22 protein-coding genes are annotated in these 26,921 nt (G+C 68.6%); 10 read left to right on the top strand and 12 right to left on the bottom strand.

All coding sequences use genetic code 11. The features are described 5' to 3' along the window. The first annotated feature begins 6 nt into the window (after nt 1-6). The 4 genes from PYR72_RS19115 (at nt 7) to PYR72_RS19100 (ending at nt 3,916) form a co-directional block, all read left to right on the top strand. The gene (locus PYR72_RS19115) at nt 7-249 is read left to right on the top strand and encodes a hypothetical protein (protein WP_013001293.1); all 243 of its coding nucleotides are present in this window, start codon (nt 7-9) and stop codon (nt 247-249) included. A gap of 16 nt (nt 250-265) precedes the next feature. Continuing rightward, on the top strand, nt 266-1,660 hold the full coding sequence (locus tag PYR72_RS19110) for a metallophosphoesterase (protein WP_275456463.1): 1,395 nt from the start codon (nt 266-268) through the stop codon (nt 1,658-1,660). Between the two features lie 193 nt (nt 1,661-1,853). Continuing rightward, entirely contained in the window at nt 1,854-3,407 is a 1,554-nt protein-coding gene (locus tag PYR72_RS19105) for an ABC transporter substrate-binding protein (protein ID WP_275456462.1), read from the top strand. A gap of 116 nt (nt 3,408-3,523) precedes the next feature. Continuing rightward, nucleotides 3,524-3,916, top strand: coding sequence for an ATP-binding protein (locus tag PYR72_RS19100; protein WP_275456461.1), 393 nt, complete (start codon nt 3,524-3,526; stop codon nt 3,914-3,916). Nucleotides 3,917-4,075: 159 nt separating this feature from the next. Here PYR72_RS19100 and PYR72_RS19095 read toward each other — a convergent pair whose 3' ends face one another. From PYR72_RS19095 to PYR72_RS19075, 5 genes are all read right to left on the bottom strand, one after another. Then, nucleotides 4,076-4,882, bottom strand: coding sequence for a TetR family transcriptional regulator (locus PYR72_RS19095; RefSeq protein WP_275456460.1), 807 nt, complete (start codon nt 4,880-4,882; stop codon nt 4,076-4,078). A gap of 9 nt (nt 4,883-4,891) precedes the next feature. Then, on the bottom strand, nt 4,892-5,410 hold the full coding sequence (locus tag PYR72_RS19090) for a DCC1-like thiol-disulfide oxidoreductase family protein (RefSeq protein WP_275456459.1): 519 nt from the start codon (nt 5,408-5,410) through the stop codon (nt 4,892-4,894). Next, nucleotides 5,407-5,826: a hypothetical protein gene (locus tag PYR72_RS19085; RefSeq protein ID WP_275456458.1), complete on the bottom strand. Its 420-nt coding sequence runs from the start codon at nt 5,824-5,826 to the stop codon at nt 5,407-5,409. Before PYR72_RS19085 ends, PYR72_RS19090 begins: the two co-directional genes overlap by 4 nt. 121 nt (nt 5,827-5,947) lie before the next feature. After that, a complete protein-coding gene (locus tag PYR72_RS19080) occupies nt 5,948-6,373 on the bottom strand; it encodes a VOC family protein (protein WP_275456457.1) in 426 nt (141 codons plus the stop codon). 173 nt (nt 6,374-6,546) lie between these two features. Next, entirely contained in the window at nt 6,547-10,038 is a 3,492-nt protein-coding gene (locus PYR72_RS19075; RefSeq protein ID WP_275456456.1) for a DNRLRE domain-containing protein, read from the bottom strand. 488 nt (nt 10,039-10,526) lie between these two features. Between PYR72_RS19075 and PYR72_RS19070 the strand changes: the two genes are divergently transcribed. The 3 genes from PYR72_RS19070 (at nt 10,527) to PYR72_RS19060 (ending at nt 19,162) form a co-directional block, all read left to right on the top strand. Further along, the gene (locus tag PYR72_RS19070; RefSeq protein WP_275456455.1) at nt 10,527-17,807 is read left to right on the top strand and encodes a polymorphic toxin-type HINT domain-containing protein; all 7,281 of its coding nucleotides are present in this window, start codon (nt 10,527-10,529) and stop codon (nt 17,805-17,807) included. 127 nt (nt 17,808-17,934) lie between these two features. After that, nucleotides 17,935-18,363, top strand: a complete 429-nt coding sequence (locus PYR72_RS19065; RefSeq protein ID WP_275456454.1) for a hypothetical protein — start codon at nt 17,935-17,937, stop codon at nt 18,361-18,363. 562 nt (nt 18,364-18,925) lie between these two features. Beyond that, complete coding sequence (locus PYR72_RS19060; protein WP_275456453.1) at nt 18,926-19,162, top strand: hypothetical protein; 237 nt, start codon at nt 18,926-18,928, stop codon at nt 19,160-19,162. Nucleotides 19,163-19,524: 362 nt separating this feature from the next. On the opposite strand, the gene PYR72_RS19055 is transcribed toward PYR72_RS19060, so the two are convergent. The 3 genes from PYR72_RS19055 to PYR72_RS19045 all read right to left on the bottom strand — a co-directional run bounded on the left by PYR72_RS19055 (nt 19,525) and on the right by PYR72_RS19045 (nt 21,098). Continuing rightward, nucleotides 19,525-20,310, bottom strand: a complete 786-nt coding sequence (locus PYR72_RS19055) for a hypothetical protein (RefSeq protein WP_275456452.1) — start codon at nt 20,308-20,310, stop codon at nt 19,525-19,527. Between the two features lie 87 nt (nt 20,311-20,397). Continuing rightward, on the bottom strand, nt 20,398-20,715 hold the full coding sequence (locus PYR72_RS19050) for a helix-turn-helix transcriptional regulator (RefSeq protein WP_275456451.1): 318 nt from the start codon (nt 20,713-20,715) through the stop codon (nt 20,398-20,400). Then, on the bottom strand, nt 20,712-21,098 hold the full coding sequence (locus tag PYR72_RS19045) for a type II toxin-antitoxin system RelE/ParE family toxin (RefSeq protein WP_275456450.1): 387 nt from the start codon (nt 21,096-21,098) through the stop codon (nt 20,712-20,714). Before PYR72_RS19045 ends, PYR72_RS19050 begins: the two co-directional genes overlap by 4 nt. 470 nt (nt 21,099-21,568) lie before the next feature. Between PYR72_RS19045 and PYR72_RS19040 the strand changes: the two genes are divergently transcribed. From PYR72_RS19040 to PYR72_RS19030, 3 genes are all read left to right on the top strand, one after another. Continuing rightward, on the top strand, nt 21,569-22,063 hold the full coding sequence (locus PYR72_RS19040; RefSeq protein WP_275456449.1) for a TM2 domain-containing protein: 495 nt from the start codon (nt 21,569-21,571) through the stop codon (nt 22,061-22,063). Then, the gene (locus PYR72_RS19035; protein ID WP_275456448.1) at nt 22,056-22,454 is read left to right on the top strand and encodes a DUF2752 domain-containing protein; all 399 of its coding nucleotides are present in this window, start codon (nt 22,056-22,058) and stop codon (nt 22,452-22,454) included. Before PYR72_RS19040 ends, PYR72_RS19035 begins: the two co-directional genes overlap by 8 nt. Nucleotides 22,455-22,791: 337 nt before the next feature. After that, on the top strand, nt 22,792-23,055 hold the full coding sequence (locus PYR72_RS19030) for a TM2 domain-containing protein (RefSeq protein WP_013001272.1): 264 nt from the start codon (nt 22,792-22,794) through the stop codon (nt 23,053-23,055). Between the two features lie 201 nt (nt 23,056-23,256). On the opposite strand, the gene PYR72_RS19025 is transcribed toward PYR72_RS19030, so the two are convergent. From PYR72_RS19025 to sdhC, 4 genes are read right to left on the bottom strand one after another with little or no spacing between them, the layout of a single operon-like run. Beyond that, nucleotides 23,257-24,018, bottom strand: a complete 762-nt coding sequence (locus tag PYR72_RS19025) for a succinate dehydrogenase iron-sulfur subunit (RefSeq protein WP_013001271.1) — start codon at nt 24,016-24,018, stop codon at nt 23,257-23,259. Further along, the gene (gene sdhA / locus PYR72_RS19020; protein ID WP_275456447.1) at nt 24,018-25,772 is read right to left on the bottom strand and encodes a succinate dehydrogenase flavoprotein subunit; all 1,755 of its coding nucleotides are present in this window, start codon (nt 25,770-25,772) and stop codon (nt 24,018-24,020) included. Before sdhA ends, PYR72_RS19025 begins: the two co-directional genes overlap by 1 nt. A gap of 23 nt (nt 25,773-25,795) precedes the next feature. Then, a complete protein-coding gene (locus PYR72_RS19015) occupies nt 25,796-26,287 on the bottom strand; it encodes a succinate dehydrogenase hydrophobic membrane anchor subunit (protein WP_275456446.1) in 492 nt (163 codons plus the stop codon). A 5-nt stretch (nt 26,288-26,292) separates the two neighbouring features. Next, the gene (gene sdhC / locus PYR72_RS19010; protein ID WP_078531457.1) at nt 26,293-26,673 is read right to left on the bottom strand and encodes a succinate dehydrogenase, cytochrome b556 subunit; all 381 of its coding nucleotides are present in this window, start codon (nt 26,671-26,673) and stop codon (nt 26,293-26,295) included. Between the last annotated feature and the right edge of the window lie 248 nt (nt 26,674-26,921).

Here is a 26,921-nt window from a genome sequence, read left to right as displayed (position 1 = left end):
GAACGCATGAAGCTCAGCCGCCCCCTCTCCTGGTTCCTGCTCGCCTTCGGGGTGTGGAGCTGGGTCATCTGGATCACTTTCATCAAAAACCTGTGGAAGGACGGCAGCGGGCTCGCGTTCGACGACGCGGGCGATCCGACGGCGTACTTCTGGGTGCATCTGACGCTCGCCGTCGTCTCCTTTGCTCTTGGGACGGCCATCGGGGTCATCGGGTTGCGTGGAGTGCGCGCCCTTCGCCGGACCGCGTGACCGGGAGTACGACGTGATGATCATTGTCTTCGTCCTTGTCGCCCTGCTGGTGCTGAGCGCCTTCGGGGCCCTGCACTGGTACGCGTGGCGCCGCCTGGTGCGCGACACGACCCGACGGCCGGGCCTCGCCAGACGGGTGGGCACGGTGGTGTTCGTCCTCGGACCGGCGCTGATGTTCGCGGGGTTCGCGGCCGAGCGCGCGCACGCCCCCTTCTGGCTGCAGCGGACGCTGACCTGGCCGGGCTTCATGTGGCTCGCCCTCTCCCTGTACCTGCTGCTGGCCCTGCTGGCGGGGGAGCTGCTACGGCCCCTGGTGAGCCGTCTGGTGGCGCGGCGCGCCCCGGCGCCCGCGCCGCGGCCCGAGCCGGCGGAACGTGAGCCCGAGCCCCAGCCGGTGCCGGCGGGGGCGCAGCCCACGGAGGCGACGGATCCCGCGCCCGCGCACGCCACGGCCACCGCGACCGCCGCGCCCCCGAGCAACGCACAGGCCACGACCGCCGCGAACACGGCGGCGGCCGCCGAGGCCGGGCCGCCGGCCCCGCCCTCCGCGACCGAGCCCCCGTCCGCCGCCCCGGCCCCCGCCGACCCGTCCCGCCGCCTCTTCGTCTCCCGGGTCGTCGGCGGGGCCGTCGCCGCCGCGGCCGTCGGCACGGTCGGCTACGGCACCTACGGGGTCGTCCGGGGCCCCAAGCTCAAGCGGGTCACCGTACCGTTGGCCAAACTGCCGCGCGCGGCCCACGGGTTCCGGATCGCGGTGGTCAGCGACATCCACCTCTCGCCGATGCTGGGCCGGGGCTTCGCGCAGAAGATCGTCGACACCATCAACTCGACCCAGCCCGACCTGATCGCGGTGGTCGGCGACCTGGTCGACGGTGACGTGGCCGACCTCGGCCCGGCCGCGGCGCCGCTCGCCGGACTGAAGGCGCGGCACGGCAGCTACTTCGTCACGGGCAACCACGAGTACATCTCCGGGGCCGGACAGTGGGTCGAGGAGGTGCGCCGGCTGGGCCTCACCCCGCTGGAGAACGCCCGCCGCGAGCTGCCGTATCTCGATCTCGCCGGGGTGAACGACATCGCGGGCGAGGACGAGGGCCAGGGCCCGGACTTCGCCAAGGCGCTCGGCGACCGGGACACCTCGCGGACCGTCGTGCTCATGGCGCACCAGCCCGTCCAGATCCACGACGCCGTCGACCACGGGGTCGACCTGCAGCTCTCCGGCCACACGCACGGGGGCCAGCTGTGGCCGATGACGTACGTCGCCCAGGCGGCCAATCCCACGCTCGCCGGTCTGGAGCGCTACGGCGACACCCAGCTCTACGTGAGCCGGGGCGCGGGCGCGTGGGGGCCGCCGGTCCGGGTCGGGGCGCCGTCGGACATCACGGTGGTGCAATTGGCGTCGAAGCAGGCGTGACGGGGCGTCAGGACCCTTTCCCTACCTGTTCGGAAGGCTTCTCGGCACGTGTGGGTGAGGCACTTACCGAGTTCTTTCGCAACTCAACAAAACCTGCCTTCCGTCAACACAGTCGACTGTGGTTAGGTGATCCGCGCCACCGCGAAACCACTGTGCGCAGTGGGCCGGGTGGGGTTCTTGGGAGGGGCGCCGGATGCGGTCGGTTCGCTTGAGGATTCTCGCGTCGCTGCTGGTGCTGGCGGTCGCGGCCATCGGTGGCTGGCAGTTGCTGCCGGCCCGGCTGGACGAGAACAGGACGATCACGGTCGGCACGACCGACACGGTCACCTCGCTCGACCCGGCCGGCGCCTACGACGCCGGCTCCTGGGCCATGTACAGCAACGTGTTCCAGTCGCTGCTGACCTTCGAGCCGGGCGGCGCCGCACCGGTGCCGGACGCCGCGCGGAGCTGCGCCTTCGTCGGCAACGCGCTCCTCGTCTACCGCTGCACCCTGCGCCCGGACCTGAAGTTCCCCAGCGGCCGCGAGGTCACCGGCAAGGACGTCAAGTACTCCTTCGACCGGGTCAAGCGCATCAACGCGGAGGTCGGCCCCGCCACCCTGCTCGACACCCTGCGGTCGGTCACCGCGAACGGGCTGACCGTCGACTTCCGCCTCTCCTCGCCGGACGCCACCTTCCCGTTCAAGGTGGCCACCGGCGCCGGGTCGATCGTCGACCGCACCAAGTACCCGACGAACAGGCTGCGCACCGAGGCCGGTGTCGACGGCACCGGCCCCTACTCCCTGGTCTCGATCAGCGCCGAGCAGGCCCGCCTCACGCCCAACCGCGCCTACCGGGGCGTCGCCCCGCTCACCGGCAGCCCCGTCCTCATGCGCTACTACGGCGACTCGGCCACGCTGCAGAAGGCGTGGAAGGCACGCCGGGTCGACGTCGTCACCCGCACGCTGCCGTCGCGGACCCTCGCCGCGCTGTCCCCCAGCGACCCCGACCAGCGGGTCACCGAGGCCGACAGCACCGAGACCCGCAACCTCGTGCTCGACGTGCGGGACGACTCACCCCTGCACGACCGCCGGGTACGGCAGGCGATGGCCGCGCTGATCAACCGCGAGAAGCTGGTCGCCGACGTCTACCAGGGCACCACCGACCCGCTCTACTCGCTCATCCCGGCCGGAATCACGGGTCACACCACCTCGTTCTTCGACGCCAACCCCCAGCCCGATCCGCAGCGGGCCCGCCGCCTCCTCGACGAGGCGGGCGTCAGCATGCCGGTGCGCTTCACCTACGGCTATGCCGAGGGCCGGGGCTCGGCCGCCGCCGAGGCCGCCGAACTGAAGGAGCAGCTGGAGGCGAGCGGCCTGTTCTACGTGACGACCAAGGCGTACGAGTGGACCGACTTCCAGAAGCGGTACGCCGAGGGCAAGCTGGACGCGTACGGGGTGGGCTGGGTCGCCGACTACCCCGACCCCGACACCTTCGGCGGGCCGCTCGTCGGCACCGGCAACTCACTGAGCAACGGCTACAGCAGTGAGCAGGTCGACCGTCTCGTCAAGGACAGCCAGCGCTACGCGGACCGCAGCCGGGCCGTGGCCGACTTCAAGGAACTGCAGGAGGTTGTGGCCCAGGACGTCCCGATGATCCCGCTGTGGCAGCGCAAGGAGTACGTGCTCAGCAGCGAGGACGTCGGCGGGACGCAGTATCTGTCGGACGACACCGGCGTGTTCCGGCTGTGGCGGCTGGAATGGATATGACAGACGCCGCGTGACAGGTGACGTGATCTCGTGGGCCCGGGGCGCGCGGGAGTGACACGGCGCACCCGCCCCGCGCATCTTCTGTGTCGGGGGCGGGTTCGGGGTGAGGAGCGAACGTGCTGAGACGCCACTCCTTCCGGCTGCCCCGCCATCCCGCGTCCGTGGGCCTCGTCCGGCGGCGCGTGCGGGAACACCTGACCGACTGGGGGCACGGTGAAGGCTCCCCGGACCTGGACGACATCGTGCTCGTCGCCTCCGAGCTCGCCAGCAACGTCGTACGCCACGGCCCCCTGCTGGAGCGGGAGTTCGAGGTCGCCGTGACCGCCCTGGCGGACGGGTCCTGCTTCATCGAGGTGTCGGACGAGGGGACGACCGTGCCCCGGCTCCAGGAGGTCGGGGAGTGGGACGAGACGGGGCGGGGGCTGCGGCTGGTGGATCACATCGCGGCGGCGTGGGGGGTGTGGAGCCGGGGACGGCACGGGAAGACCGTCTGGGCGTTGGTGGGGTGACCGTGCCGCTCCCGTGTCCGCGCTCGGCACGGCGGCGTGACCGTCGCTTCCCGGCCCGGAACGACGGCGGGACCGTCGCTTCCCGGCCCGGAACGACGGCGGGACCGTCGCTTCCCGTTCCGCCACGACGGCGGGACCATCGCTTTCCAGCCATCCCGATCAGTCCTTCCGCCCTGCCGCCCCCGGATCGGGCAGTACCTTCGTCATGCCCGGCAGGAAGTCCGTGAACAGCTCGTGGACCTCGCGGACCAGGGGGCGCAGCGCGCGGAACCGGGCGAGGGAGACGCCCCGGGTCGTCAGCCGGGCGCCGCGCTCGGCGAGCCGGTAGCTGCGGGCTCGCCCCTCGCTCCGGTCGAAGACCCAGTACAGGACGAGCCCCATGAGGGAGAGCCACATCAACTCCGGCAGGATCTCCCGGAGTTCGTCCGGAACCTTGGCCCGGGACCCGGCGAGCACCTCGCGGTGGATGGCGATGGACTCCTCGCGCGGCCCCTCCGACTCGGGGGAGAACGGGCTGAGCGGGCTCTGCGGATCGGCCGCGTTCTTGAAGAACTGCGCCGCGAACTCGTGGTACGGCTCCGCCACGTCCAGCCACGCCGTGAGCACCCCGGCGATCCGCGCCTCCAGGTCCTTCTCCCGCTCCAGCACGGGCCGCACCGCCACTAGGTGCTCGGCGCCGATCCGGTCGTAGAACCCCTGGATCAGGTGTTCCTTGCCGGCGAAGTAGTAGTACGCGTTCCCTACGGAGACCCCGGCCTCCTTCGCGATGGCCCGCATCGTCGTCTTGTCGTACCCGCGCTCCTGGAAGAGCCGCAGCGCGGTCTCCAGGATCAGCGCGCGGGTCTGCTCGGACTTCGCGGAGCCCTTGGGGCCGGATGGTTCCGTGCCGCCCCCGGGGCCGTCGGGCTCCGCGTCGAGCCGGTCGGCGGGGGGCTCTGGGCTGGGGCTGTCGTTCGCTGCGGGCACGGGCAGAGCCTAACGAGTCGGGCAGGTACCGGTGTCACAGTCACCGGGAGACCGGTACACCCAGCCGTACCGCCGGTCGTACGCCCATCCGTTCAGCTCGGCCCCGCCGCTCCCGCAGCCCGAGCCGGGCTGCCGGTGCGCGCCCCGCCACTTCGCGGCGGCGAGGACGGCCGTGCGCGCCAGCCGGGCCCCCGCCGGGGTGCTCAGCCGGTGCGCGAGCGGCCGGTGCTCGCGCAGCGCCCACAGACACACGATCCAGGCGGCGGACCCCCGGTACACCTGGCCGCCGTCCCCCACGATCGTGATCTCCTCCAGCGTCGCCCCGTGGTCGAGCGACGGAAACAGCCGCCGCGCCTCCCGCGACCCCGCCGCCACGAACGTCAGCGGAACCAACTGCCGCTGCCTGCCCAGCCATTCCCGCAGGAAGGCGCAGAGCCCGCACCCGGCGTCGAACAGCACGGTCAGCCCGCGGACCGGGACGCGCTCGGCGCCCCGGTCCACGGTGGCCGGCCCGGCCGTGGCGCTCACGCGTGCCCCGTCGGAGCGCCTGTCGGGGTGACCCAGCCCTGCGGCGGGACCGGCGGCAGCTGCTCCCGCTCCATGACGCCCCGCCGCCGGAACCTGTTCAGCACGAACACGTTCCCCAGGTGCAGCGCCCCGAGCACGAGCAGCACCACGCCGAGCTTCGCCGACACCGCCTCGAACACCTCGCGCGGGCTGGTGATGGCGCCGTCGGCGTTCAGGTACAGCGCCACGAAGCCCAGGTTCACGAGATAGAACCCGACCACCAGCAGGTGGTTCACCGCGTCCGCGAGCTTCTCGTTCCCCCGCAGGACGTCCGAGAGGAAGATCCGCCCGTTCCTGCTCAACGTCCGTGCGACCCACACCGTCAGCCCCACGCTGACCAGCGAATAGACGACATACGCGACGACCGTGAGATCCATGTCCCCACCCCTCAGCACCATTCTTGAACGCGTTCAAAGCGTCCTGGGGAAGACTGTAGACCTCTTTTTGAACACGTTCAAGCGATCATCGGGTGCGGATGGGTCGTCCGGTGCGGGCCGGTCATGGGGTGCGGGCCAGCTCCGGCCGCTTGCCGTAGTCCGTGAGCCCGATGACGTTCCCCCAGGGATCCGCGAACTCGACGGTCCATCCGGTGGCGACGGAGAACGGGGCGTCGAGGGGCGGGACCCCCGCCGCCGCGAGGGCCCGTGCGGCGGCCCGCGCGTCGGGCACCTCCAGCCACACCCGCGCGCAGGCCCACGCGGGCGGCCGCTGTGGCAGCTCCTCCTCCACCCGCAGCAGCAGCCCGGGCGTCTCCTTGCCCACCTTCAGCCCCGCGATCCCCGCCTCGTCCAGCCGGAACCCCACCTCGAAACCGGCCCGCTCGTAGAAGGAGACGGCTTGGCCGAGGTCGCCGACGGGGAGCAGGACGTTGTCGAACCCGAGCAGACCGCACGCCTCGTGGGACGCGCGCGACTCGTGCGACATGTATGACCCATGTGACTCTTTGTCTGACATGTCGTCAGATTAGAGCGTCGGCCCTGACGACCACGGGAACGACAGCACGGGCCCGCACGGTCGGCGGACGACGGGACGCGGGGCATGCGGAAGGGGCCGGTCGTGGTGTCCCACGGCCGGCCCCACTCCCGGGCTCGCTCCGGTCAGCCGATGGCGATCCGGGTCTTCCAGTAGCTCGCGGGCGCGATGATCTCCGTACCCGAGCCGGACAGGACGGTCTTGCCGCCGGCGTAGAAGCGGACCGAACCGTCCGCACGCACGGCCCAGATGTCGGGGACGCCGTCCCCGTTGGCGTCCGGCGTTCCGATGAGCAGCGGAACACTGGCCTCGGACCAGTCGGCGGAGCCGTACTCGAGATCGGTGCCGCCGGAGGAGTCGGCGCCGGACGACAGGGAGTCCAGGTCGGTGCCGCCGCCGCTCACCGCTTTGCCCTTGCGGAGCATCAGCTGGGCGTGCTCGTCCGTGCGGTACACCATGTCCGTCACCCCGTCGCCGGTGATGTCCAGCACGGTGACGATGTCACGCTCGGTCCAGGCCGAGGCCGACAGCCGGATCGCCTGGTCGATGGTCGCCCCGTGGTAGCCGGTGAACGCCCAGAGTTCGTCGCCCGCGGTGGCGAAGAAGTCGGTACGGCCGTCGCCGGTGGCGTCACCCGTGGACACGATCTGCGTCAGCGAGGCCGGGCTGGGAGCCCCCTCGGGCAGCAGGATCTCCACCCGCTTGTCGATGTTGACGGCGCCGTAGCCGTCGCCGGGATACACCCACAGCCTGCCGCTGACGCGCACCACCAGGTCCTGGAGGCCGTCACCGCCGTAGATGTCCCCGTTGTGGGTGATCAGAGCGCCCTTGAAGTGCCCGCAGGGCGCGCCGACGTACGGCGGCAGGTCGTCGCCGTTCGGATCCTTGTCGGGGTTGGCCCGGTACGCGCCGGCCATCGAGTAGTCCAGGTCGCCGGAGCCCTTGGTGAGGTCGTTGGTGGCCTGGGAGGGGTAGAGGGACAGGTTGCCGGCCTCGGTGACGGCCATCAGGTCCGGGAGCTTGTCCCCGGTGAAGTCGCCGGGCGAGTCGGCCTGGTCGCGCGGGGAGACGTAGAAGAAGTACTTCGCCGGCTGTGACACGTTGCCGGCGCCGTCCACGGTCCGCACGTACAGCACGTTGGGCCCGGCGGTGGGCGGCTTGGCATTGGTCAGGGTGGCGCTGACGGAGGTCGCGGTGCCGGCCTTCCGGTCCAGATGGAAGGGGTAGCTGGGCGAGTTGAAGCCGTACTCGTACCGCACGACGTCCGTGTTGAGGGCGCGCACGGTGAAGGTGCCCGCCGTGCCGAACTTCTTCGTGCTCCACTTCGAGTCGTCGGCGCCGCTGCCGAAGCCGTTCTCGTCGGTGTCGGCGTTCGGGAAGTCGGTGGAGCCGACCTTGGGCAACTTCGGCGCGGCGGTGTCGAGGACGAAACGGCACGGCGTCTTGGCCGGGGAGAACCGGGAGTACGATCCCGCGTCGTCCCGGGCCCGCACCCGCCAGGAGTAGAGGGTGCCGTTGGTCAGTTTGCTGGTGGGGAATGCGTCGGTCGTCTCCAACGCGGTGCCCTTGTCGTCGTCGTGCGCGTTGACTTTGCCGGTCTTGCCGAGAAGGTCGCCCGTCTTCGCCCATTTGCCGTGCGGCCACAGGTCGAAGTCGAAGTAGTCGAGATTCTTGTCCTTGTCGGACGCCTTCGCGGTGAAGGTCAGACTTCCCGATCCCATCCGGACGTACGGCTGAGTGGTGGTGCATTTGGCGTCGGGGCCGAGGTCGAGGGAGGTGGGAGCGGTGGGCTTGCGGTTGTAGACCAGGTCGAGCACGGGCGGGTTCTCCCCGTTGGCCTGGAATTTCTTCCACGCGTACTGCGAGTTCTCGTCCCGGGCGCGCATTCCGAACGTGATGCTGTCCCGGCCTTCGTCGGCCTTCTTCTGGGCGGCCGCACGGACGTTGAAGCCTTCCCAGGCATCCCGGCAACCGGACTTGTAGCCGTGCGCGAAGCTCTTGCTGGTGATCTTGTTGCCGTCGTGCAGCCTGGGCGCGTTCCTCCAGTTGGTCCGTCCGTTGACCTTTCCGGTGAGATGCACGCTCATCGAGCGGGCGCTGCACGACCAGGAGTACGTCTCCAGCATGTACAGCGTCGCCGACACGATCTTCGTGCCCTTGAGGTCCTTGTCGAATTCGGTGTTGAAGTACGAGCGTGAGGTGCCCCAGGTGTCCGACTCGAAGCCGACCCGGGCCTCGTGCGTACCGCCCTTGTTGAAGCCCTTGCCGTTGTAGAACGTGGCGTTGGGGTGCCGGCTGTACGCGGTGGTCCAGTTCTGGACGTGCTTCTTGACCGACGGGTCGACGAAGACCGGGTACGTGGTGGCCGGGTCGCGGAGGAAGTCCTGATCGGGAGTGAGTAGCCAGTTCCCTCCGGAGAGGTCGGTCTCGACCAGCTCGCCGCGGGAGTCGGGGGAGGGGCCGTCGAGACCGGGCAAGCTCAAGGTGGCCGCCGAGCCGGACTGCGAGGGCTCGGGCGTCGGCTCGGCCGGTGCGGACGGCGGCGGGGAGTCCGACGGAGTGGGCGCGGGGTCGTCGTCCGAGGGCACCGGGAGTTCCTCGGGGTCCGGGTCGATCTGCTCGTCCGTCTCGACGAGTTCTTCCTCGGTGGGGCTCGCGCCGTCGTCCGGCGTGGGCGTGGACGAGTCGACGGGGTCGGGGCTCTCCACGTCGGTGGGCTGCGCGGAGGCGCCGACCGAGCCGTCGGTGACCGCAGGGGCGCCGCTGCTGTCCCACATCAGCGGCGTCGGCGACAGGGCGACCTCTTCACCGTCCGCGTCCTCGGCGGCGAGGACGCCGGTGATCGGGTTCAGCCGGAACGACAGGTCCGGCGAGGTGATGCCGTAGGTGAGCTGCCTGGCGCGCGGGTCCGCCGCGGCCTGCCGGTTCTTCAGGACCAGCAACTGCGCGAAGCCGTCGTCGTCGGCCGTCAGCACCAGATCGGCACCGGGGAAGATCTCCGGGTACAGGGCGCGCGAGCCGTCGACGATCGGAGCGGGGACCGGACCGGGCCAGGTGAGGTGGATGTCGTGGCCGTCGACGGTGAGGGTGACGAGGGTGCTCGCGTCGGCGGCGGCCGTCCTGAGGCTCTTGAGCAGGGAGACCCGCTGCGCGGTGGACCGGGACGCGCGCTGTTCGTCGTCACGCCCTCTGTCACGGGTCGCCTCGGAACCGGCCGAGAACACCATTCTGGTGTTGGTGGCCTTCGGCTCCCAGCCCTTCCCCGTGCGGTGGAGGTCGTAGTCGATGTCCTTCCACTCGCCGCCCACCTTGGCCCGGACCGGGGAGGAGTAGAGCTTCTTGGCCATCCTGCCGTCCGGCCGTGCCCAGGTGGTGGACCGCGCCGTACGCAGCGCCGTGACCTCGACGGGCTTCCCGGTTCTCGCCGCCCGCGCGAGCGCGGCGGCGTCCGTGACCGGCTTCGCCCTCCGGTCGCCGCTCGACCTGTCGTGCGGACCCGGCTCGTCCAAGCCGAGGCCGATGAAAGTGATGCCGGTGGCAGCGAGCGCCGCGGTGAGTACGGCGGCGGTGGTCCGTCCGCCGGGCACGCGACGCCCGTCGCGCTCCTTGCGCGTCATCGGGCGAGTTCCCCTTCCCCCGTGTGGAACCGGCGCGGGACAGGGCTCGGCCGGGCCAGCCGATGATGGCTCACGAGAGCGCTGTCGTCACGCTTCGCGAAATGCGGGCGCCGAATGAGTCGGGCAACTGCGGGAACCGTAAAGAGTGTTGTGAGCGGTCGGCGACAACTGCCCCGGTGCTGAATCATCTTGGGGCGAAGCGTTGCAGACCAGGCGCTAACTGCCTTGATTTCGTGGGCGTTCGCGGTGGGCCGTACTGAATTGCGCAATTGATTGCGGACGGGTCACCGCTTCCGGTAAAGCGAAGCCAAACGCGCTTTAGGGCTTTACTGACCGTTACCATGTGCTACGCACCGTGGTGATCATCACATCCCCACAGTTGATCTAGCGGAAATCCACAAGGGCGACACAGAATCTGCACCATCTGATACGCCATCACGCGTGGTCCCTTCTCGGTCCCGCCTCGAATGGTCCGGGGGGACCTCGCCGTGTTCGGTCGCTTCTTGCCTGTCCGCTCGCGTCGGCTGCGCCGGGTGCGCGCGGCCGTCGTGCCCACGCTCGGGGCGGCGCTGCTCGTGGGGCTGCTGCCCGCGCAGTCGTTCGCGCTGCCGCCCGACCCGGCCGCGGCCGAGAAGGGCCGCGAGACCGTCAAGCTCGAAACGCTCGACGAGGACGAGATCGTCGCCGGAGCGGTCGCCGAACCCGACCTGGAGACGCTGAAGGTCGACGTCCCTCCGGACCGGCAGCAGGCCCCGACGGGCACGGTCACCACACCGGTGTCCGGCACGGAGCCGGTCGACTTCGGCTCGGGCGTGAGCACCGGTCCCGCGTCGGCCCGGACGACCGCGACCGCGCGCCAGGCCGGCATGACCCCCGCCGGAAGTCTCCCCGTCAGCCTCGGTCAGGCCCCGGACCAGGCCGCGCCCACCGGCACCTGGCAGGTCCAGCTCTACGACCGCGCGGCCGCCGTGTCGCAGGGCGTCGACGCAACCGTCGTGAAGGTCCAGGCTCCCGCGACCGGCTCCGTGCCCATCGCGGTCAAGCTCGACTACGCGAAGTTCAAGAACCTCTACGGCGCCGACTGGGCCTCCCGCCTGCGCTTCGTCCAGTTCCCCGAGTGCTACCTGACCAGGCCCGACGACGAGGCCTGCCAGGAGTACGAGGAACTGGAGACCAGCAACGACGTCCAGACCCAGTCGATCACCGCCACCGTCGATACGGCGGCGGACGGGACGGTCACGCCCGCCTCCGCCCGGACGGCTTCCTCCGGCGGGCCGTCGATCGCCCAGGCGTCCTACCGCACGTCGGCGACCGGGGTCACCCCGGTCGCCGCCACCGGTGACACGGCCGTCGTCGGCGCGGTCGACTCCGGCGGTGGCGCCGGCGGCACGTTCAAGGCCACACCGCTGGCCTCCAGCGGCAAGTGGTCGGCCGGCGGTTCGTCCGGCGCGTTCACCTGGTCGTATCCGCTGACGGTCCCGGCCGCCCCCGCGGGCCCCGCCCCCAACGTCGAGTTCAGCTACAACTCCCAGACCGTGGACGGCCGGACAGCCGTCGCCTCTCCCCAGTCCTCCTGGATCGGCGAAGGCTGGGACTACGACGCCGGTCACATCGAGCGCCGTTACCGCGCCTGCCAGGACGACCGCAAGAAGATGAGGTCCGGCACCGCCAACAACACGGCCAAGAAGGACAAGACGTCCGACCTGTGCTGGGTGTCGCACAACGCGGTGATGTCGCTGGGCGGCAGGACGACGGAACTCGTGCGGGACGCCGCTTCCGGCAGCGACCCCGAGAAGGACACCGAGACCTACCGCCCCGAGAGCGACGACGGCACCCGCGTCGAGCACCGCGTCGGCGGCACCAACGGCGACAACAACGGCGAGTACTGGATCGTCACCACCACGGACGGCACGAAGTACTACTACGGGCTCAACCAGGTCGGCGGCGGTCACGCCGACACCGACTCCGTCTCCACCGTCCCCGTCTTCGGCAACCACCCCGGTGAGCCCTGCCACGCCTCGGCCTTCGCCGACTCCCGCTGCGGCTCCGGCAAGAAGCAGGCCTGGCGCTGGGGTCTGGACAAGGTCGTCGACGTGCACGGCAACACCCTGGTCGTCACCTGGAAGCAGGAGACGAACCACTACGCGGTGAAGAAGAAGTTCAAGTCCCCCGAGCAGTACGACCGTTTCGCCTACCCGAAGACCATCGAGTACGGCATGCGCGGGGACCTGACCAAGCCCTCCGCGACCGTCGAGTTCGGGGTGGCGCAGCGCTGCCTGAAGTCGGCGACGGCCTGCGACGCGGCGAACTTCGCCAAGACCTCCGACCCGGGCGCGTACCGCCCCTGGTGGGACACCCCCGGCAACCTCAACTGCAAGTCGACGTCGAAGCTCTGCCCGGCCTTCCCCTCCTTCTGGACGCAGATGCGCCTGGACTCGGTGACGACGAAGGCGGCCCGCGCCGGCCAGACCGGCCTGGGCAAGGTGGACACGTACGAACTCCACCAGTCCTTCCCCGAGGGCTGGTACTACACGTCCCCCGGCCTCTGGCTGAACTCGATCACCCGCCGCGGCTTCGCCCCGGGCGACACCACCGGCACGCTCCAGCACAAGGACGGCGTCAGCTTCGGCGAGTACACGGTCGGCTCCTCCTCCGAGCTGAAGGGGCGGCTGAGGGACCGCCAGCTCCCCAACCTGGTGTCGAGCGGCCCGAAGGACCAGCGTCCGCCCTTCACCCGCCCCCGCATCGGCACGGTGGCCACCGAGCACGGCGGTGACATCGAGATCGAGTACAAGGGCGGCTGCGTGAGCGAGCCGTCGGAGGACAAGGGCAGGGACAACGGCACCTGCTACCCGGTCCGCTGGTCACCGGACGGCGACGAGAAGAAGCCCGCGAAGTCCTGGTTCAACAAGTACGTCGTGCACTCCGTGACCGAGAACGACAAGGTCACCTCGCGGGGCAAGCCGATCTACACCCGGTACGACTACTCGGACCCCGCCTGGGCGAAGACCGACGACGAGTTCACCCGGCCGTCTCTGCGCACGCACAGCGTCTGGCGCGGTTACCGCCAGGTGGCGGTCACCAAGGGCAGCAAGACCACCACCTCTCCGGGAGTGCCGCAGGCGCAGTCCTACTCCGAGACGCGCTACTTCCAGGGCGTCGGCGGCAAGGTCGAGGACTCCACGGGCACGTACACACTCGTCGCCGACGACGAGCCGCAGTACGCGGGCATGGCGGCGGAGACCCTCACCTACCTCGACTCGGACAAGGGCCGGCCGAAGAAGCGCATCCTGACCTACCCCTGGTCGAAGCAGACCGCGTCCCGGTTCCGTGAGGCCGAGGACGGCGCGGACATGGATCCGCTGCTGGCCCACCGCAGTGGGGTGAAGCGTACGGACGAGATCCAGAGGGTCGGTGACAGCTGGCGGGCCGTCCGGACCCTGACGACCGTCGACGACACCTACGGCATCCCGGTCCAGGTCGAGACGGCGGTGGTCGAGCCGGACGGCTCCGGAGAGAAGTTCTCCGACCAGACCTGCACCACGACGTCGTACGTGCACAACACGTCGGCCTGGCTCATCGGCCTGCCCAAGCAGCAGCGCACCACGGGCACCACCTGCGCGGAGCACGACGGTGCCGACCCCGCCACGCAGCTGATCAGCGCGAGCCGCACCACCTACGACAACCAGTCCTACGGCGATGCCCCGACGAAGGGTCTGGTCACGGCCGCCGCCGGGGTGAACGGCGCCGGAACCTCGTACTCGGTCGTCACGAGGACGACGTACGACCCGCTGGGCCGGGTCCGTACCGTCGCCAAGCCGGGTGCCGGTACGACGGAGATGCGGTACACCCCGGGCGACACCGGTGGTCCCGTCACCTCGGTGGAGGCGATCAACGCCAAGGGCCACACGGTCACCACGACCTTCGATCCGGGCCGCAGCCTGGCGCTGACGGTCAAGGACGCCAACGGCCGGGTCACCCGCAGCGAGTACGACGCCCTCGGCCGCTTCGTGAAGGGTTGGTCCCCGTCCCGCTCCTCGGGAGGCAAGACACCGAACGTCGAGATCGAGTACCAGCCGGCGATCGCCACCTCGAAGGAGTCCCGGCCCGCCGCCGTCACGACCAGGTCGCTCAAGGACGACGGCACCTACAGCCGTCAGGTGACCATCTACGACGGCCTGATGCGCCAGGTCCAGACCCAGTCGCAGGCGCACGGCCCCGGCCGCGTCGTCACGGACACCACCTACAACGACCACGGCCTGGCCGACGAGCAGACCAGCGCCTACCTCGCGAAGAACGAGCCGGCGGCCGAACTCTTCTCGCCCAGGTCCAAGTCGCTCGTCCCGACCCGGATCAAGCACCTCTACGACGGTCTGGAGCGGCCGGTCAGCCAGTCGACGTACCACGACGAGAAGAAGGTGTACGCGGCCAGCACGGAGTACGGCGACACCAGCACCTCCGTGGACCCGCCCGGCTCGACGTCGCCGCGCGTCCGGACCGTCACCGACGCGCTCGGCCGCGTCACCTCGGTCGTCCACCACAAGGACGACAGCACGAGCGCCGGACGCACGACCACCTATGGGTACGACGACCGCGGCCTGCGCAACAGCGTCACCGATCCCGCGGGCAACAAGTGGACGTACACGTACGACGCCCGGGGCCGGGTCACCTCCACGACCGACCCGGACGTCGGCAAGACGGACACCTGGTACGACGAGGCCGACCGGCCGTACAAGGTCACGGACGCCGAGAAGCGGACGACGTACACGGAGTACGACGAGCTGGGCCGGGTCAGGTTCGTCCGTGAGGGCTCCGAGACGGCCAATCCCGTCAAGTCGTTCACGTACGACTCCCTGTCGGGCGCCCTCGGTCAGCCGGTCGCCTCCACCCGGCACACCGCGAACGGCGACTACGTCAGCCGCGTCACGGGCTACGACACCGAGTACCGGCCGACGGGCACCGAGACCGTGATCCCCGCCAACACCATGACGACGGGCGTCGCGGGCACATACCCGTACAAGTACACGTACACGCAGACCGGAAAGCCGCAGACGGTCACGCTGCCCTCGGTGGGCGGCCTGGCCCAGGAGAAGGTCGTCACCCGCTACAACAGCGACGGCCTGACCGAGTCGACCTCGGGTCTGGCCTGGTACACCTCCGACGTCACCTACTCGCCGTACGGCGAACCCCTGCGGACGGTGTCCGGCTCCCAGCCGAACCGGGTGTGGACGACCAACTTCGTCGACCCCTACACCGGTCGCCTCCAGCGCACGGTCGCGGACCGCGAGACCGCCGGCCCGCACCGCATCTCGGACAGCTCGTACTCGTACGACAAGTCCGGCGTCATCACGTCGAACGCCCGTCAGCTGTCGGACGCTTCCGGTGACACCTGGGACATGCAGTGCTTCACGTACGACGTGATGGGGGAGCTGGCCAACGCCTGGACGTCGAACATCGCCCCCACGGGCAAGGGCACGGGCTGCAAGGCGGCGAACGGTACGACGTGGGGGCCGCGTACGGACTACGTGGCCTCGTCGGGCCCGGTCGCCGACGCGCCGGACACGGCGAGCGACGCGTCCAGCCCGGACGCCTCGCTCAAGTCGACGCTGGCGGCCACGGCCCCGGCCGCGAACACCGTTTCCACGGGCGCCACGGCCTACCACCAGTCCTTCACCTTCGACTGGTTGGGCAACCGGGTCACCCTGACCGAGGCCGACCCGGCGGACGCGACCAAGAACGTCACCTTCACGTACGGCTACAACACCGCCAAGCAGCCGCACACGATGACGTCGATCGCGTCCAGCCCGGCGGGGCAGGGCAGCACGTACACGTACGACGCGGTGGGCAACACGAAACTCCGTGATCTGCCGGCCGGGGCGCAGGACCTGAAGTGGACCTCGGAGAACAAGCTCGACACGATCACGGTCGGCAACAAGAAGACGACGTACGTCTACGACGCCACCGGCAACCGCCTCCTGGAGAACTCCTCGTCCGGTTCGACGCTGTACCTGGGCGAGACGGAGGTGACGACGGGCAGCGCCGGCGCGATCACCCGTGCCTCCCGGTCCTACGCCCAGCCGGGCGCCCCGACCGTGACCCGCACCGCGACCAGCGGCGCGACGACGGGGCACCAACTCTCGGCCCTCCTCGCGGACCACCTGGGCACGGCGAACACGGCGGTCGCCCTGGCGAGCGGCCAGGCGGTCACCCGCCGAGCCGCCAAGCCGTATGGCGAACTCCGCGGCCCGAAGCCGGCCTCATGGCCCAACAAGCGCGGCTACATCGGCGTCGGCATCGAGGACACGACCACCGGCCTGACCCACATCGGAGCCCGCGAGTACGACCAGAACACGGGCCGCTTCATCTCAGCAGACCCGATCATCGACATCGCGGACCCGCTGCAGATGAACGGGTACGCGTACTCCAACAACGGCCCGGTCTCGAATTCCGATCCGACGGGCCTGTGCCTGACCTGCGGCGAGGGATATCCGATCGGAGGAACGGGCCACAACGGAACCGAGAAGCGCTACGTGGGTGCGCGTCAGGGGGCTTCTCAGGGAGGGGGCGGGGTCGGCGAGCCGAGCCGGACTCCGGAGGCGCAATGGAAGACAGCGCATACTTCGGCATCGAACGACGCGCGTCGCCTGGCTGGACAGTACTACCTCAACGGAACCAACAAGTTCCTCAATACGGCGAGCGGCTACTGGTACCCGCAGACCAACGTGTTCGGTACTCCGGAGACAGTCTGCTTCGGGCGCCTCGCCTGCAACAAGGCGTATGCCTACGCCCTCGACCACCCGGATGATGCGGACGGCGCGAAGGAGATCGCCGCCAACTACTGCGTCGACAATTTCGCGAAATGCCAGAAGGACGCCCGTATCTGGGGGCGGACGATGGAGCTCGGGGAAGAGTTCGTCGAGGCGCTGAGCATGGGCCAGGGCCGCCTCTTCCTGGGCGGCAGTCGGCTGCTCGGAGGATGCACGAGGTGCTTCCTCGCAGGCACCGACGTCCTCATGGCGGACGGCACCACCAAGAACATCGAGGATGTCGAACTCGGTGACAAGGTCCAGGCCACTGACCCGGAGACCGGTGAATCGGGAGCACGCGTAGTCACGCGCCTCATCGTCACGGAGGACGACAAGCACTTCAACGAACTCTCCATCGCCACGGAAGACGGCATCGAAAAGCTCACGGCGACCTATGAGCACCCCTTCTGGTCGCCGTCAGAGGACAAGTGGACCGAGGCCGGCGACCTCGAGCCGGGCATGACCCTGCTCACCGACGAGGGCGACACGGTCATCGTCACCGGGAACCGGGGCTACACGCGGCATGCCCGGACGTACAACCTCACTGTCGCCGACCTGCACACGTACTATGTACTGGCGGGGAAGACTCCAGTCCTGGTCCACAATTCGAACTGCTCCAGTAATGCCAAGATTCTTGGCGATAATCTGGAGGCCTCCGGGGTTGCTCGGCCTGCGGATACTGCCGCGCACCACATCGTGGCCAGCACCTCTCCGAAGGCCGTAGCAGCGCGGCAGCAACTCGCCAAGTTCGGAATCGATATCAACGATGCGAGCAACGGTGTGTTCTTGCCGCGAGGATCGGCGTCCGCGAACCCGACAGGTGCATCAGTTCATTCGCGAATTCACACGAATGACTATTATGCCTACGTCAATGACCTGATCGGCGGTGCGAGAAACGCCAATGAAGCCCGAGACGTGCTAGGCCATCTGCGAAGGCAGCTGCAAGGCGGGTACTGGCCGTAGCCGAGTGTGTAGCCTTGCCGTGGTGCGGCCGCGCCTCTGCGGTCGTACCACGGCAAGGTGGCAGGGATCTTGGAACGAGTAAGGGATGTAGGCGATGAGGCGACCGATCGACTCTGCGCTAGGCGTGGTGCAAGACATCGTTGACCAGGTGGGATCGAGTCGAGAGGTTCCCACTATCGAGGAGGTCGTAGCGGCTGTCCTCAACTTCGAGCGGATTGAGTTCGACGTGCCCTCCGGTGCCGACTCCGACGGTTTCCTCTTTCAGTATGGCGAAGTGAACTGGTTTGCAGAGCCTACTTTCACGGTGGGCTTCGTGCGTCAAATGGAAATCGTTGATGCTGAAGGCGAGCATGAAGGGTATTCGCAGGTTCAGCTTGAGTATAGATACCGAGCCGATGCCGACCTGCAATCGCTTCAAAGTCACAACTCCTGGTGGTTCCGTGAGGGCGGGACGTCGTTCGATGAATGGCTTGAATCAGTGAAGCGAGACCCCGTTTGGGGGATCGTTCGGGACAAGGCTCCTTCGGGATTTGATGTCTCGCAGGAACTCGCTTGAGTTCATTTGTCTGAATGTGCGGATGCGCTCACTGACGGAATTCTGCGCTGAATTCCGGATCGCTTGGCGTGGCAGACTGATGGGCCCCTTCCGAAGCTTCGGAAGGGGCCCATCGGGCGTTTGACGGCAGTGGCTGACGGCAACGTCAGCGGATGAGGGCGGCGCAGGGTGGCGGTTCGTCGCCGTCGCCGTTGGCCGCCATGGCGCTTGTCGGGTGGCCGCAGGGCATGAGTTGAAGAAACATGCCAATCGCTCTTCAAATTCTGGCCAATGGCCAAAGCCGGGAGGCAAACAAAACCCGTGGACTTGGAACGACCTCGGACAGGAGACACTCACTAGAATTCTCAACGATCCGAAGGTGGCAGTACAGTGCTACACCAATAGGTCTGGAGATAACCTTATCGAGTATCATGCTCCATGGGGTGCAGTGCAGTTTAGACAGCCTGGCGGTAGCGGAGACTGGCAACTGCACTCGTTCAGGGACTAGATAACTCCAGATGTGTGGCGGCCTCATCTCGGAGGCCGCCACGTACCTTTCGTTCACCCCGGAAGGATGGGCGGTGTGGGCTTTTACGACCATGATGGCGCTCTGATCGAGGATGCGGTGCTTAGTGACGGCAAGAAAGGGAGTGAGGACCGGGTAGTGGAATTTTGGGACCTCACTCCGGGTGGGCCAGGTGAGCTCATGCATGTTCATGTGAACGCAAGTGGAGAACTTAGCGCAGATATTCTGGATGAGTCGGTGGATGAAGACTTCGCTGATTGGGCTGCATCTGTTGCAAGATCTGAGCTTTTGTAAACCGATATTCGGGCGCTTGTAAATTCTGTATGTTATGAGGGTCGTAGCCGAACGCGCACTATCTGATGGTGGTGGAAGGTATCGGCTCTCGCTTGCAATCACAGCCACTCACCCGCTACCGAGCCGATTCCATCGTCCCCTGGCGGAGGGCTGTGGCTGTCGAGGGTGCGCACTGACGAGTGCGGGCATTACCTCGTCGTCAACGGGGGAGCGTAGCGGCGGTGGCAAGAAGGAACGTGGGCGCAGTGGTGTGCCCGGACGCATAGGTGAGGGGCCGCCCGTTCGTGAAGCGCGGGCGGCCCCCTTGTGAGCTACAGCTTCGAGTCAGGGAGAAGCCCTCGCTCGGCCCCCCTCTGTCAGGCTCAGCAACCCCCCACCCGCCGCGTACTCACCGCGATGTCGTCCATCCGCATCTCGAACGACGATGGTGACGGGTTCGACTGGTACAGCTGCCAGCCCAGCTTCAGTTTGTCGAAGGTGGGGAAGGTGAAGTCGTCGGTCGTGCCGCCGTGGTGCTTCGTGGAGACGGTCAGGTCGGGCTGGGGTTTGCCGTTCAGGTAGACGGTGACGCGGTTGTCCGTGGCGTCCAGGTGGAACTCCGCGCACTGCCACTTCCCGGCCACCGCCGGTGCCGAGGTCTTCCAGTTGGTCCAGTCGCCCGTCGGGCCCAGGTCGGAGCCCACGCCCCAGAAGTTGCCCTTGTCCGTGGGGGCGTACTGGCCGCCGAGGGGGCGGACCAGGGTGGGGGAGTCGGTGCCGGAGGCCTCCGCGAGGGTCCAGTGCGCCCAGTCGGGGGCCGTGGGGAACTCGGTCACCCGCAGCCGCATCCGGGCCCAGAGGCTGTTGCCGGGCGGGGCGAGGTCGGGCAGCACCATGAAGGCGCGGCCGTTGCCCTCGGTGCGGAGGCGGAGCTCCCGGCCGTGGCCGCGCGTGCCGGGGACGACGGTCAGCGTGCCGTCGGAAGCGTCGGTGGTCCAGCCCCGGCCCTTGGTCACCGGGCCGAGCGGGAGACGGTTGAAGTTCTCCCGGACGAGCGTGCCGCCGTACGGGGCGTCGTGGCCGGGCGTCGCCGAGGCTGTGGGGGGTATCGCGATCAGCATCGCGGCCGCGGCCGACAGTGTGGCCGCGGCTTTCCTCAGGATGGTCATGGGGTCAGTGTGTGATCAACCGCCCCATCCGTCACAGGAGTTGGATGCGATCCGGCCAGTCGGGGCCCTGGGCAGGCGCGCACCGGGCTACGCCACCACCACCCGGGTCCCGTTGAAGTTCGCGACGATCTCCAACTCGCCGCCCAGTGCCTCTACGTAGGCCGCGACCGTCCCCACCTCGGCGGACTCCGTCTTCCCGCGCTCGATCGCCGACACCCGTTCCTGTCGTACGTGCATGCGGTCGGCCACCTCCCGCTGGGTGAGGCCGAGTTCCCTGCGCATCTCGGCCAACCGGTGCGCGCGCGCCTCGGCGACCATGCGCCGGGCACCCGCCATGATCTCGTCGAGGTCCTCGGTGTCGTAGACCTCTTCCTTGACCTCGTCCCACGAGTGAAAGCTGGTCATCGCTCAGTCTCCTTGTGACGGCGCCGGGCCAGGTGGTCCAGCCACTCGGTATAGCGTTCTTCGGCCAAGGGCATCGCGTGGCGGTACCACGCCGTCCATCGCCCCGCCTTGTCACCCGCGACCAGGAGTACCGCGCTGCGCTCGGGATCGAAGGCGAAGAGGATCCTGATCTCACTGTCTCCGGTCGAGCCCGGCCGCAGTTCCTTGAGGTGGTGCAGAGCGGACCCCTTGATGCGGTCCACCAGGGGGCGCCCGAGGTCCGGGCCCTCCTCCACCAGGGCCTGAATCGCCTGGCCCACCAGGCGTGCTGAGACGCGGTCGTCCTTGCGCAGTCTGTGCAGCCAGTCGCGGACATCCCCGGTCATCTCAAGATGCCAGGTCATCAGCGATCGCCGTGTAGTACGCATACATGCTAGTACCCTGGTGTACTGCCCGCCATCCGGCCCGCCAGTCCGGCGAGGATCACCCGATGGAGTGGCCACCTCCCGCGGGACGCTTTCTCCCTGCCTGCGATGTCACTTGAGGAGGCAACTCGCCTTCGGTACAGGAACGGAACCCCGCAGACCGGCTGTCCCCTCCATCAGGGCGACCGTATGCTCGATGGCATCCTCAGCAAGGCGATGCTGCTCGCCGGGGGCACGGGGGTCGCGTCCGTGGGATGTGACTCCGCCCACACGCGGGAGCGGGCCGAGGGTCCGGCCGAGGGGGCAACTTCTCTCCGGGCCTTTCCCTCCTGCAATATGACGGACAGCCCATAGTCAGCCGTTCAGCCATTCAGTCGTTCAGCCGTTCAGCAATCCAGTCATTGAGCCGCTCCGGCCGCTCAAGCACACGACACGCAGGAGTCAGTACCGTGACCGAGCAGCCTCAGCAGCCCGCTCAGCCCCCGCAGCCGCCGCAGCCCGGATACGGGTACCCGGGCGCGGCCCCCGGCCAGCCGGGCGCCAACCCCTACGGGGCTCCGCAGGCCGGCGACCCGTACGGGGCCTCGCAGGGCGGCTACCAGCAGCCCGGCTACGGCTACCCGCAGCAGGGCGGTTACCCCCAGGGCGGCGGCTACCAGGTGCCTCCCACGCCGGGCGGCGCGTACACCGGCGACCCCCACGCCCCGTACGGCTACGACCCCTACGGGCGCCCGTACTCGGACAAGTCGAAGATCGTCGCGGGCATCCTCTCGCTGTTCCTGGGCTCCTTCGGTGTCGGCCGCTTCTACATCGGTCACGTCGGCCTCGGCCTCGCGCAGCTGTTCACCTGCGGCGGCCTCGGCATCTGGGCGCTGGTCGACGGCATCATCCTGCTCACCGGCAGCAACACCACCGACTCCAACGGGCGTGTCCTGCGTGGCTGAGCGCGGCCTCACCACCCTCCGGCATCCGGCGGCGGCCCCCCTCGCGGTGGCCGCCGCCGGGCTGGCGGGCGCCGCCTACCTGTACGGCACCAACCCGCACGAGCCCGGCCACGTACTGCCCCAGTGCCCGTTCCGCTATGTCACGGGGCTCCTCTGCCCCGCCTGCGGCGGCACCCGCATGGTGTACGACCTGATGCACGGCCGCTTCGAAGCCGCCTGGCACGACAACCGGATCCTGCTGCTCGCCGCGCCCTTCGCGCTCGCCCTGCTCGGCCGCTGGGCCGTCGAGGGCCTGCGCGGCCGCCGCTGGCGCCCCGAACTGAAGCCCCGCACCCAGGTCTTGATCCTGGGTGTCGCGGTGACGTGGACGATCGTCCGCAACATGCGCTGAGCGGCCTCCGCGCGAACGGGCCGAACCGTATCGGCTTCCCGTTCCCGACCCCCGTAAATCCCTTACGCCCGCTTTATGTTGCCCAGGTGTCGCAAGTTGGCTGGAATCGGATCACGGAATCGGAACGATCGCCGGAATCCCCTCCCGTCCGTCCCTTGCGTCTCACTACGCTGCAACCGCGACAGGGGGGATGACGGGGGACTACGTCGTGCTCATTCGTTGGCCGGTATCTGCCGTGCCCGATTGCTGCCGGTATTTTGCCGCGCCTTCTCTCCTGCGATTCCCCCCGGAGCAATCCGCTTCGGTTGTTTGAGTCAGTACATCCAGGAGTATTTCCATGACCGTCCCCACCCCTGACGCTCCCTTCGGCCACGACCCGCAGGGGCGCCCGTACTCGGACAAGTCGAAGATCGTCGCCGGCGTTCTGCAGCTCTTCCTCGGCACCCTCGGCATCGGCCGCTTCTACGTCGGTTCCGTCGGCGTGGGCGTCGCCCAGCTCCTCACCTGCGGTGGTCTGGGCTTCTGGTCCCTGATCGACGGCATCCTGTTCCTCACGAGCAACGACCGCACCGACGCCCAGGGCCGTGTCCTGCGCGGCTGATCGCGCTGCGGATCACCGCTCGGGTGATCGACCGAAGGGCCTCGTCCGCCACGGAGCTTCCCTCTGAGCTCCGTGCGGGGACGAGGCCCTCGTGCGTGGGCCGCGCGAACGCCGCCGCCGGACACCCGAACGCCGCCGCCGGACGCACGGAGGGCCCGCAGGTGAACCTGCGGGCCCTCCGTCATGCGCCGGGGTGGCGGATCAGAAGCGGCGCGTGATGAGCGCTCGCTTCACCTCCTGGATCGCCTTGGTGACCTCGATACCGCGCGGGCAGGCGTCCGTGCAGTTGAACGTCGTACGGCAACGCCACACGCCGTCACGGTCGTTGAGGATCTCCAGCCGCTGCTCGCCGGCCTCGTCGCGCGAGTCGAAGATGAAGCGGTGGGCGTTGACGATCGCGGCCGGACCGAAGTACTGGCCGTCGTTCCAGAACACCGGGCACGAGGACGTGCACGCGGCGCAGAGGATGCACTTCGTGGTGTCGTCGAAGCGCTCACGGTCCTCGGCGGTCTGGAAGCGCTCGCGCGTCGGCTCGTTGGTGTCCTTCGTGATCAGGAAGGGCATCACGTCCCGGTACGCCTGGAAGAACGGCTCCATGTCCACGACCAGGTCCTTGAGGACCGTGAGGCCCTTGATGGGCTCGATCGTGATCGGCTTCTCGGGGTTGATGTCCTTGATCAGCGTCTTGCAGGCCAGACGGTTCTTGCCGTTGATCCGCATGGCGTCCGACCCGCAGATGCCGTGCGCGCAGGAACGGCGGAAGGTGAGGGTGCCGTCCTCGTCCCACTTGATCTTGTGCAGACCGTCGAGGACGCGCTCCTTGGGGTCGATCTCCAGGACGAAGTCCTGCCAGCTCGCCTCGGCCGCGACCTCGGGGTTGAACCGGCGCACGCGGAACGTGACCGTGATGTAGGGGGAGGCGGCGGACTCCGCCTCGACCTTGTCCAGAACAGGGGTAGCCATCAGTACTTACGCTCCATCGGCTGGTAGCGGGTCTGGACGACCGGCTTGTAGTCGAGGCGGACGGTCTCGGAGCCGTCGTCGCCGACCTCGCGGTACGCCATGGTGTGACGCATGAAGTTGACGTCGTCGCGGTTGGGGTAGTCCTCGCGGTAGTGACCGCCGCGGGACTCCTTCCGGGCGAGCGCCGACACGGCCATGACCTCGGCCAGGTCGAGCAGGTTGCCCAGCTCGATGGCCTCCAGGAGGTCGGTGTTGAACCGGCGGCCCTTGTCCTGGATCGCCACGTTCTTGTACCGCGCCCGCAGCTCGGCGATCTTCTCGACGGCCGTCTTGATCGTCTGCTCGGTGCGGAACACCATGACGTTGGCGTCCATGGTCTCCTGCAGCTCGCGCCGCAGGTCCGCCACGCGCTCGTTGCCGGTGGCCGAGCGCAGGCGCTCGATCTGCTCGACGACGAGCGACTCCGGGTTCTCCGGCAGCTCGACGAAGTCGGCCGTCTGCGCGTAGGCGGCGGCCGCGATGCCCGCCCGCTTGCCGAACACGTTGATGTCCAGCAGCGAGTTGGTGCCGAGACGGTTGGCGCCGTGCACGGAGACGCAGGCGACCTCACCGGCGGCGTACAGGCCCGGGACGACGGTGGTGTTGTCGATCAGGACCTCACCCTCGACGTTCGTCGGGATGCCGCCCATCGCGTAGTGCGCGGTGGGCTGGATCGGGATCGGGTCCGTGTACGGCTCGATGCCCAGGTAGGTGCGCGCGAACTCGGTGATGTCCGGGAGCTTCGCGTCCAGCTGCTCCGGCGGGAGGTGCGTGAGGTCCAGGTAGACGTGGTCACCCTCGGGGCCACAGCCCCGGCCCTCGCGGATCTCCGTGTAGATCGACCTCGACACCACGTCACGCGACGCGAGGTCCTTCATCACCGGCGCGTACTTCTCCATGAAGCGCTCGCCGTCCTTGTTGCGGAGGATGCCGCCCTCACCGCGGGCGCCCTCCGTCAGCAGGATGCCCATGCGCCAGATGCCGGTCGGATGGAACTGGAAGAACTCCATGTCCTCCAGCGGCAGACCCCGGCGGTACACGGCCGCCTGGCCGTCACCGGTGAGGGTGTGCGCGTTGGACGTCACCTTGAAGAACTTGCCGCAGCCGCCGGACGCGTAGATCACGGACTTCGCCTGGAAGACGTGGATCTCGCCGGTCGCCAGCTCGTAGGCCACGACACCGGCGGACTTCTTGACGCCGTCGACCTCGGTGATCAGCTGGTCCAGGACGTAGAACTCGTTGAAGAACTCCACGCCGTGCTTCACGCAGTTCTGGTACAGCGTCTGGAGGATCATGTGACCGGTGCGGTCGGCCGCGTAGCAGGAGCGGCGGACCGGGGCCTCGCCGTGGTTGCGGCTGTGACCGCCGAAGCGGCGCTGGTCGATCGTGCCGTTCGGGGTCCGGTTGAACGGCAGGCCCATCTTCTCCAGGTCGAGGACGGAGTCGATGGCCTCCTTCGCCAGGATCTCGGCGGCGTCCTGGTCGACCAGGTAGTCACCGCCCTTGACCGTGTCGAAGGTGTGCCACTCCCAGTTGTCCTCCTCCACGTTGGCGAGCGCGGCGGCCATGCCGCCCTGCGCGGCGCCCGTGTGGGAGCGGGTGGGGTACAGCTTGGTCAGCACGGCGGTACGGCTGCGCTGCGTCGACTCGATCGCCGCGCGCATTCCGGCGCCGCCGGCGCCGACGATGACGGTGTCGTACTTGTGGATCTTCATGATCGGTTACCTCAGCCCCGTGCCTAGCGGATGTTCGGGTCGAAGGTGAAGATCACCAGCGTGCCCAGCAGGATGGTGAACACCGTGGCGGTGTAGAGCAGGCCCTTCAGCCACAGGCGGGTGTTCGGGCGCTCCGCGTAGTCGTTGATGACCGTGCGCAGGCCGTTCGCGCCGTGCAGCATCGCGAGCCACAGCATCAGCAGGTCCCAGGTCTGCCAGAACGGGGACGCCCAGCGGCCCGCGACGAACGCGAAGCCGATCTTGGAGACGCCGCCGTCGAGGACGAGCTGGATGATCAGGTGGCCGATGACCAGGACGACCAGGACGATGCCGGACAGCCGCATGAAGAGCCAGGCGGCCATCTCGAAGTTGCCGCGGGTGGACCTCGGGGTCTTCTTGGTGCGCTTGCGGGGCGGCTCGATGACGGGGGCCGGGTTGTCGGGGCTGTAGCCCGACAGCTCCCCGGCGCCCTCGACGGGGCCGATGCCGGATGCGGTGGTTTCAGTGGCGGACATCTGTCTCAGCTCCCGAAGACTTCACGGACGGCGTGGCCGAGAACGGGGTACAGGGCCCCGATCATCAGCACCAGCCAGATGCCGACGACGGACCACAGCATCGTCTTCTGGTGACGGGGGCCGTTCGACCAGAAGTCGACGGCGATGACCCGAAGACCGTTCAGCGCGTGGAACAGGATGGCGGCGACGAGGCCGTACTCCAGCAGCGCGACGATCGGCGTCTTGTACGTGGCCACGACCTTGTCGTAGGCGTCGGGGGAGACACGGACGAGAGCGGTGTCCAGCACGTGTACGAACAGGAAGAAGAAGATGAGGACGCCGGTGACTCGATGAGCCACCCAGGACCACATTCCTTCCCGGCCGCGGTACAGCGTTCCAGCCGGCACGGAAGAACCCTCCGGGAGCGGGGATTGGGGCCGGCCGGCTTGCTTGTCGGTCTGACCCGGCCGGGTACGGTCCACCGGCCCCGGCCATGGTAGCGACGTCGTTGCACTTGGCTTAAGCCGGGAGGGTTGGTGTGATCAAACTGGCATACAAAGGGGCACGTAAGGGTGAGTACGGGGCGGCATCCGGGGTGGGGTGTCCGTGCGGTGCCGGGTGCGGGGTCGGTGGGGGCTTGTCGCGCAGTTCCCCG

Source organism: Streptomyces sp. VNUA24 (assembly GCF_029167005.1).
GTDB classification, from domain to species: Bacteria; Actinomycetota; Actinomycetes; order Streptomycetales; family Streptomycetaceae; genus Streptomyces; species Streptomyces scabiei.
This window is presented reverse-complemented; position numbering and strand designations above follow the sequence as displayed.

What these genes read in the sequence shown, in the direction of transcription:
- PYR72_RS19080 (WP_275456457.1), bottom strand. Translation starts at nt 6,373, where the DNA reads ATGTCGCACGAGTCGCGCGCGTCCCACGAGGCGTGCGGTCTGCTCGGG.
- PYR72_RS19050 (WP_275456451.1), bottom strand. Translation starts at nt 20,715, where the DNA reads ATGACCAGCTTTCACTCGTGGGACGAGGTCAAGGAAGAGGTCTACGAC.
- PYR72_RS19015 (WP_275456446.1), bottom strand. Translation starts at nt 26,287, where the DNA reads ATGTCCGCCACTGAAACCACCGCATCCGGCATCGGCCCCGTCGAGGGC.
- sdhA (WP_275456447.1), bottom strand. Translation starts at nt 25,772, where the DNA reads ATGAAGATCCACAAGTACGACACCGTCATCGTCGGCGCCGGCGGCGCC.
- PYR72_RS19025 (WP_013001271.1), bottom strand. Translation starts at nt 24,018, where the DNA reads ATGGCTACCCCTGTTCTGGACAAGGTCGAGGCGGAGTCCGCCGCCTCC.
- PYR72_RS19045 (WP_275456450.1), bottom strand. Translation starts at nt 21,098, where the DNA reads ATGACCTGGCATCTTGAGATGACCGGGGATGTCCGCGACTGGCTGCAC.
- PYR72_RS19105 (WP_275456462.1), top strand. Translation starts at nt 1,854, where the DNA reads ATGCGGTCGGTTCGCTTGAGGATTCTCGCGTCGCTGCTGGTGCTGGCG.
- PYR72_RS19115 (WP_013001293.1), top strand. Translation starts at nt 7, where the DNA reads ATGAAGCTCAGCCGCCCCCTCTCCTGGTTCCTGCTCGCCTTCGGGGTG.
- PYR72_RS19055 (WP_275456452.1), bottom strand. Translation starts at nt 20,310, where the DNA reads ATGACCATCCTGAGGAAAGCCGCGGCCACACTGTCGGCCGCGGCCGCG.
- PYR72_RS19110 (WP_275456463.1), top strand. Translation starts at nt 266, where the DNA reads ATGATCATTGTCTTCGTCCTTGTCGCCCTGCTGGTGCTGAGCGCCTTC.
- PYR72_RS19030 (WP_013001272.1), top strand. Translation starts at nt 22,792, where the DNA reads ATGACCGTCCCCACCCCTGACGCTCCCTTCGGCCACGACCCGCAGGGG.
- PYR72_RS19085 (WP_275456458.1), bottom strand. Translation starts at nt 5,826, where the DNA reads ATGGATCTCACGGTCGTCGCGTATGTCGTCTATTCGCTGGTCAGCGTG.
- PYR72_RS19075 (WP_275456456.1), bottom strand. Translation starts at nt 10,038, where the DNA reads ATGACGCGCAAGGAGCGCGACGGGCGTCGCGTGCCCGGCGGACGGACC.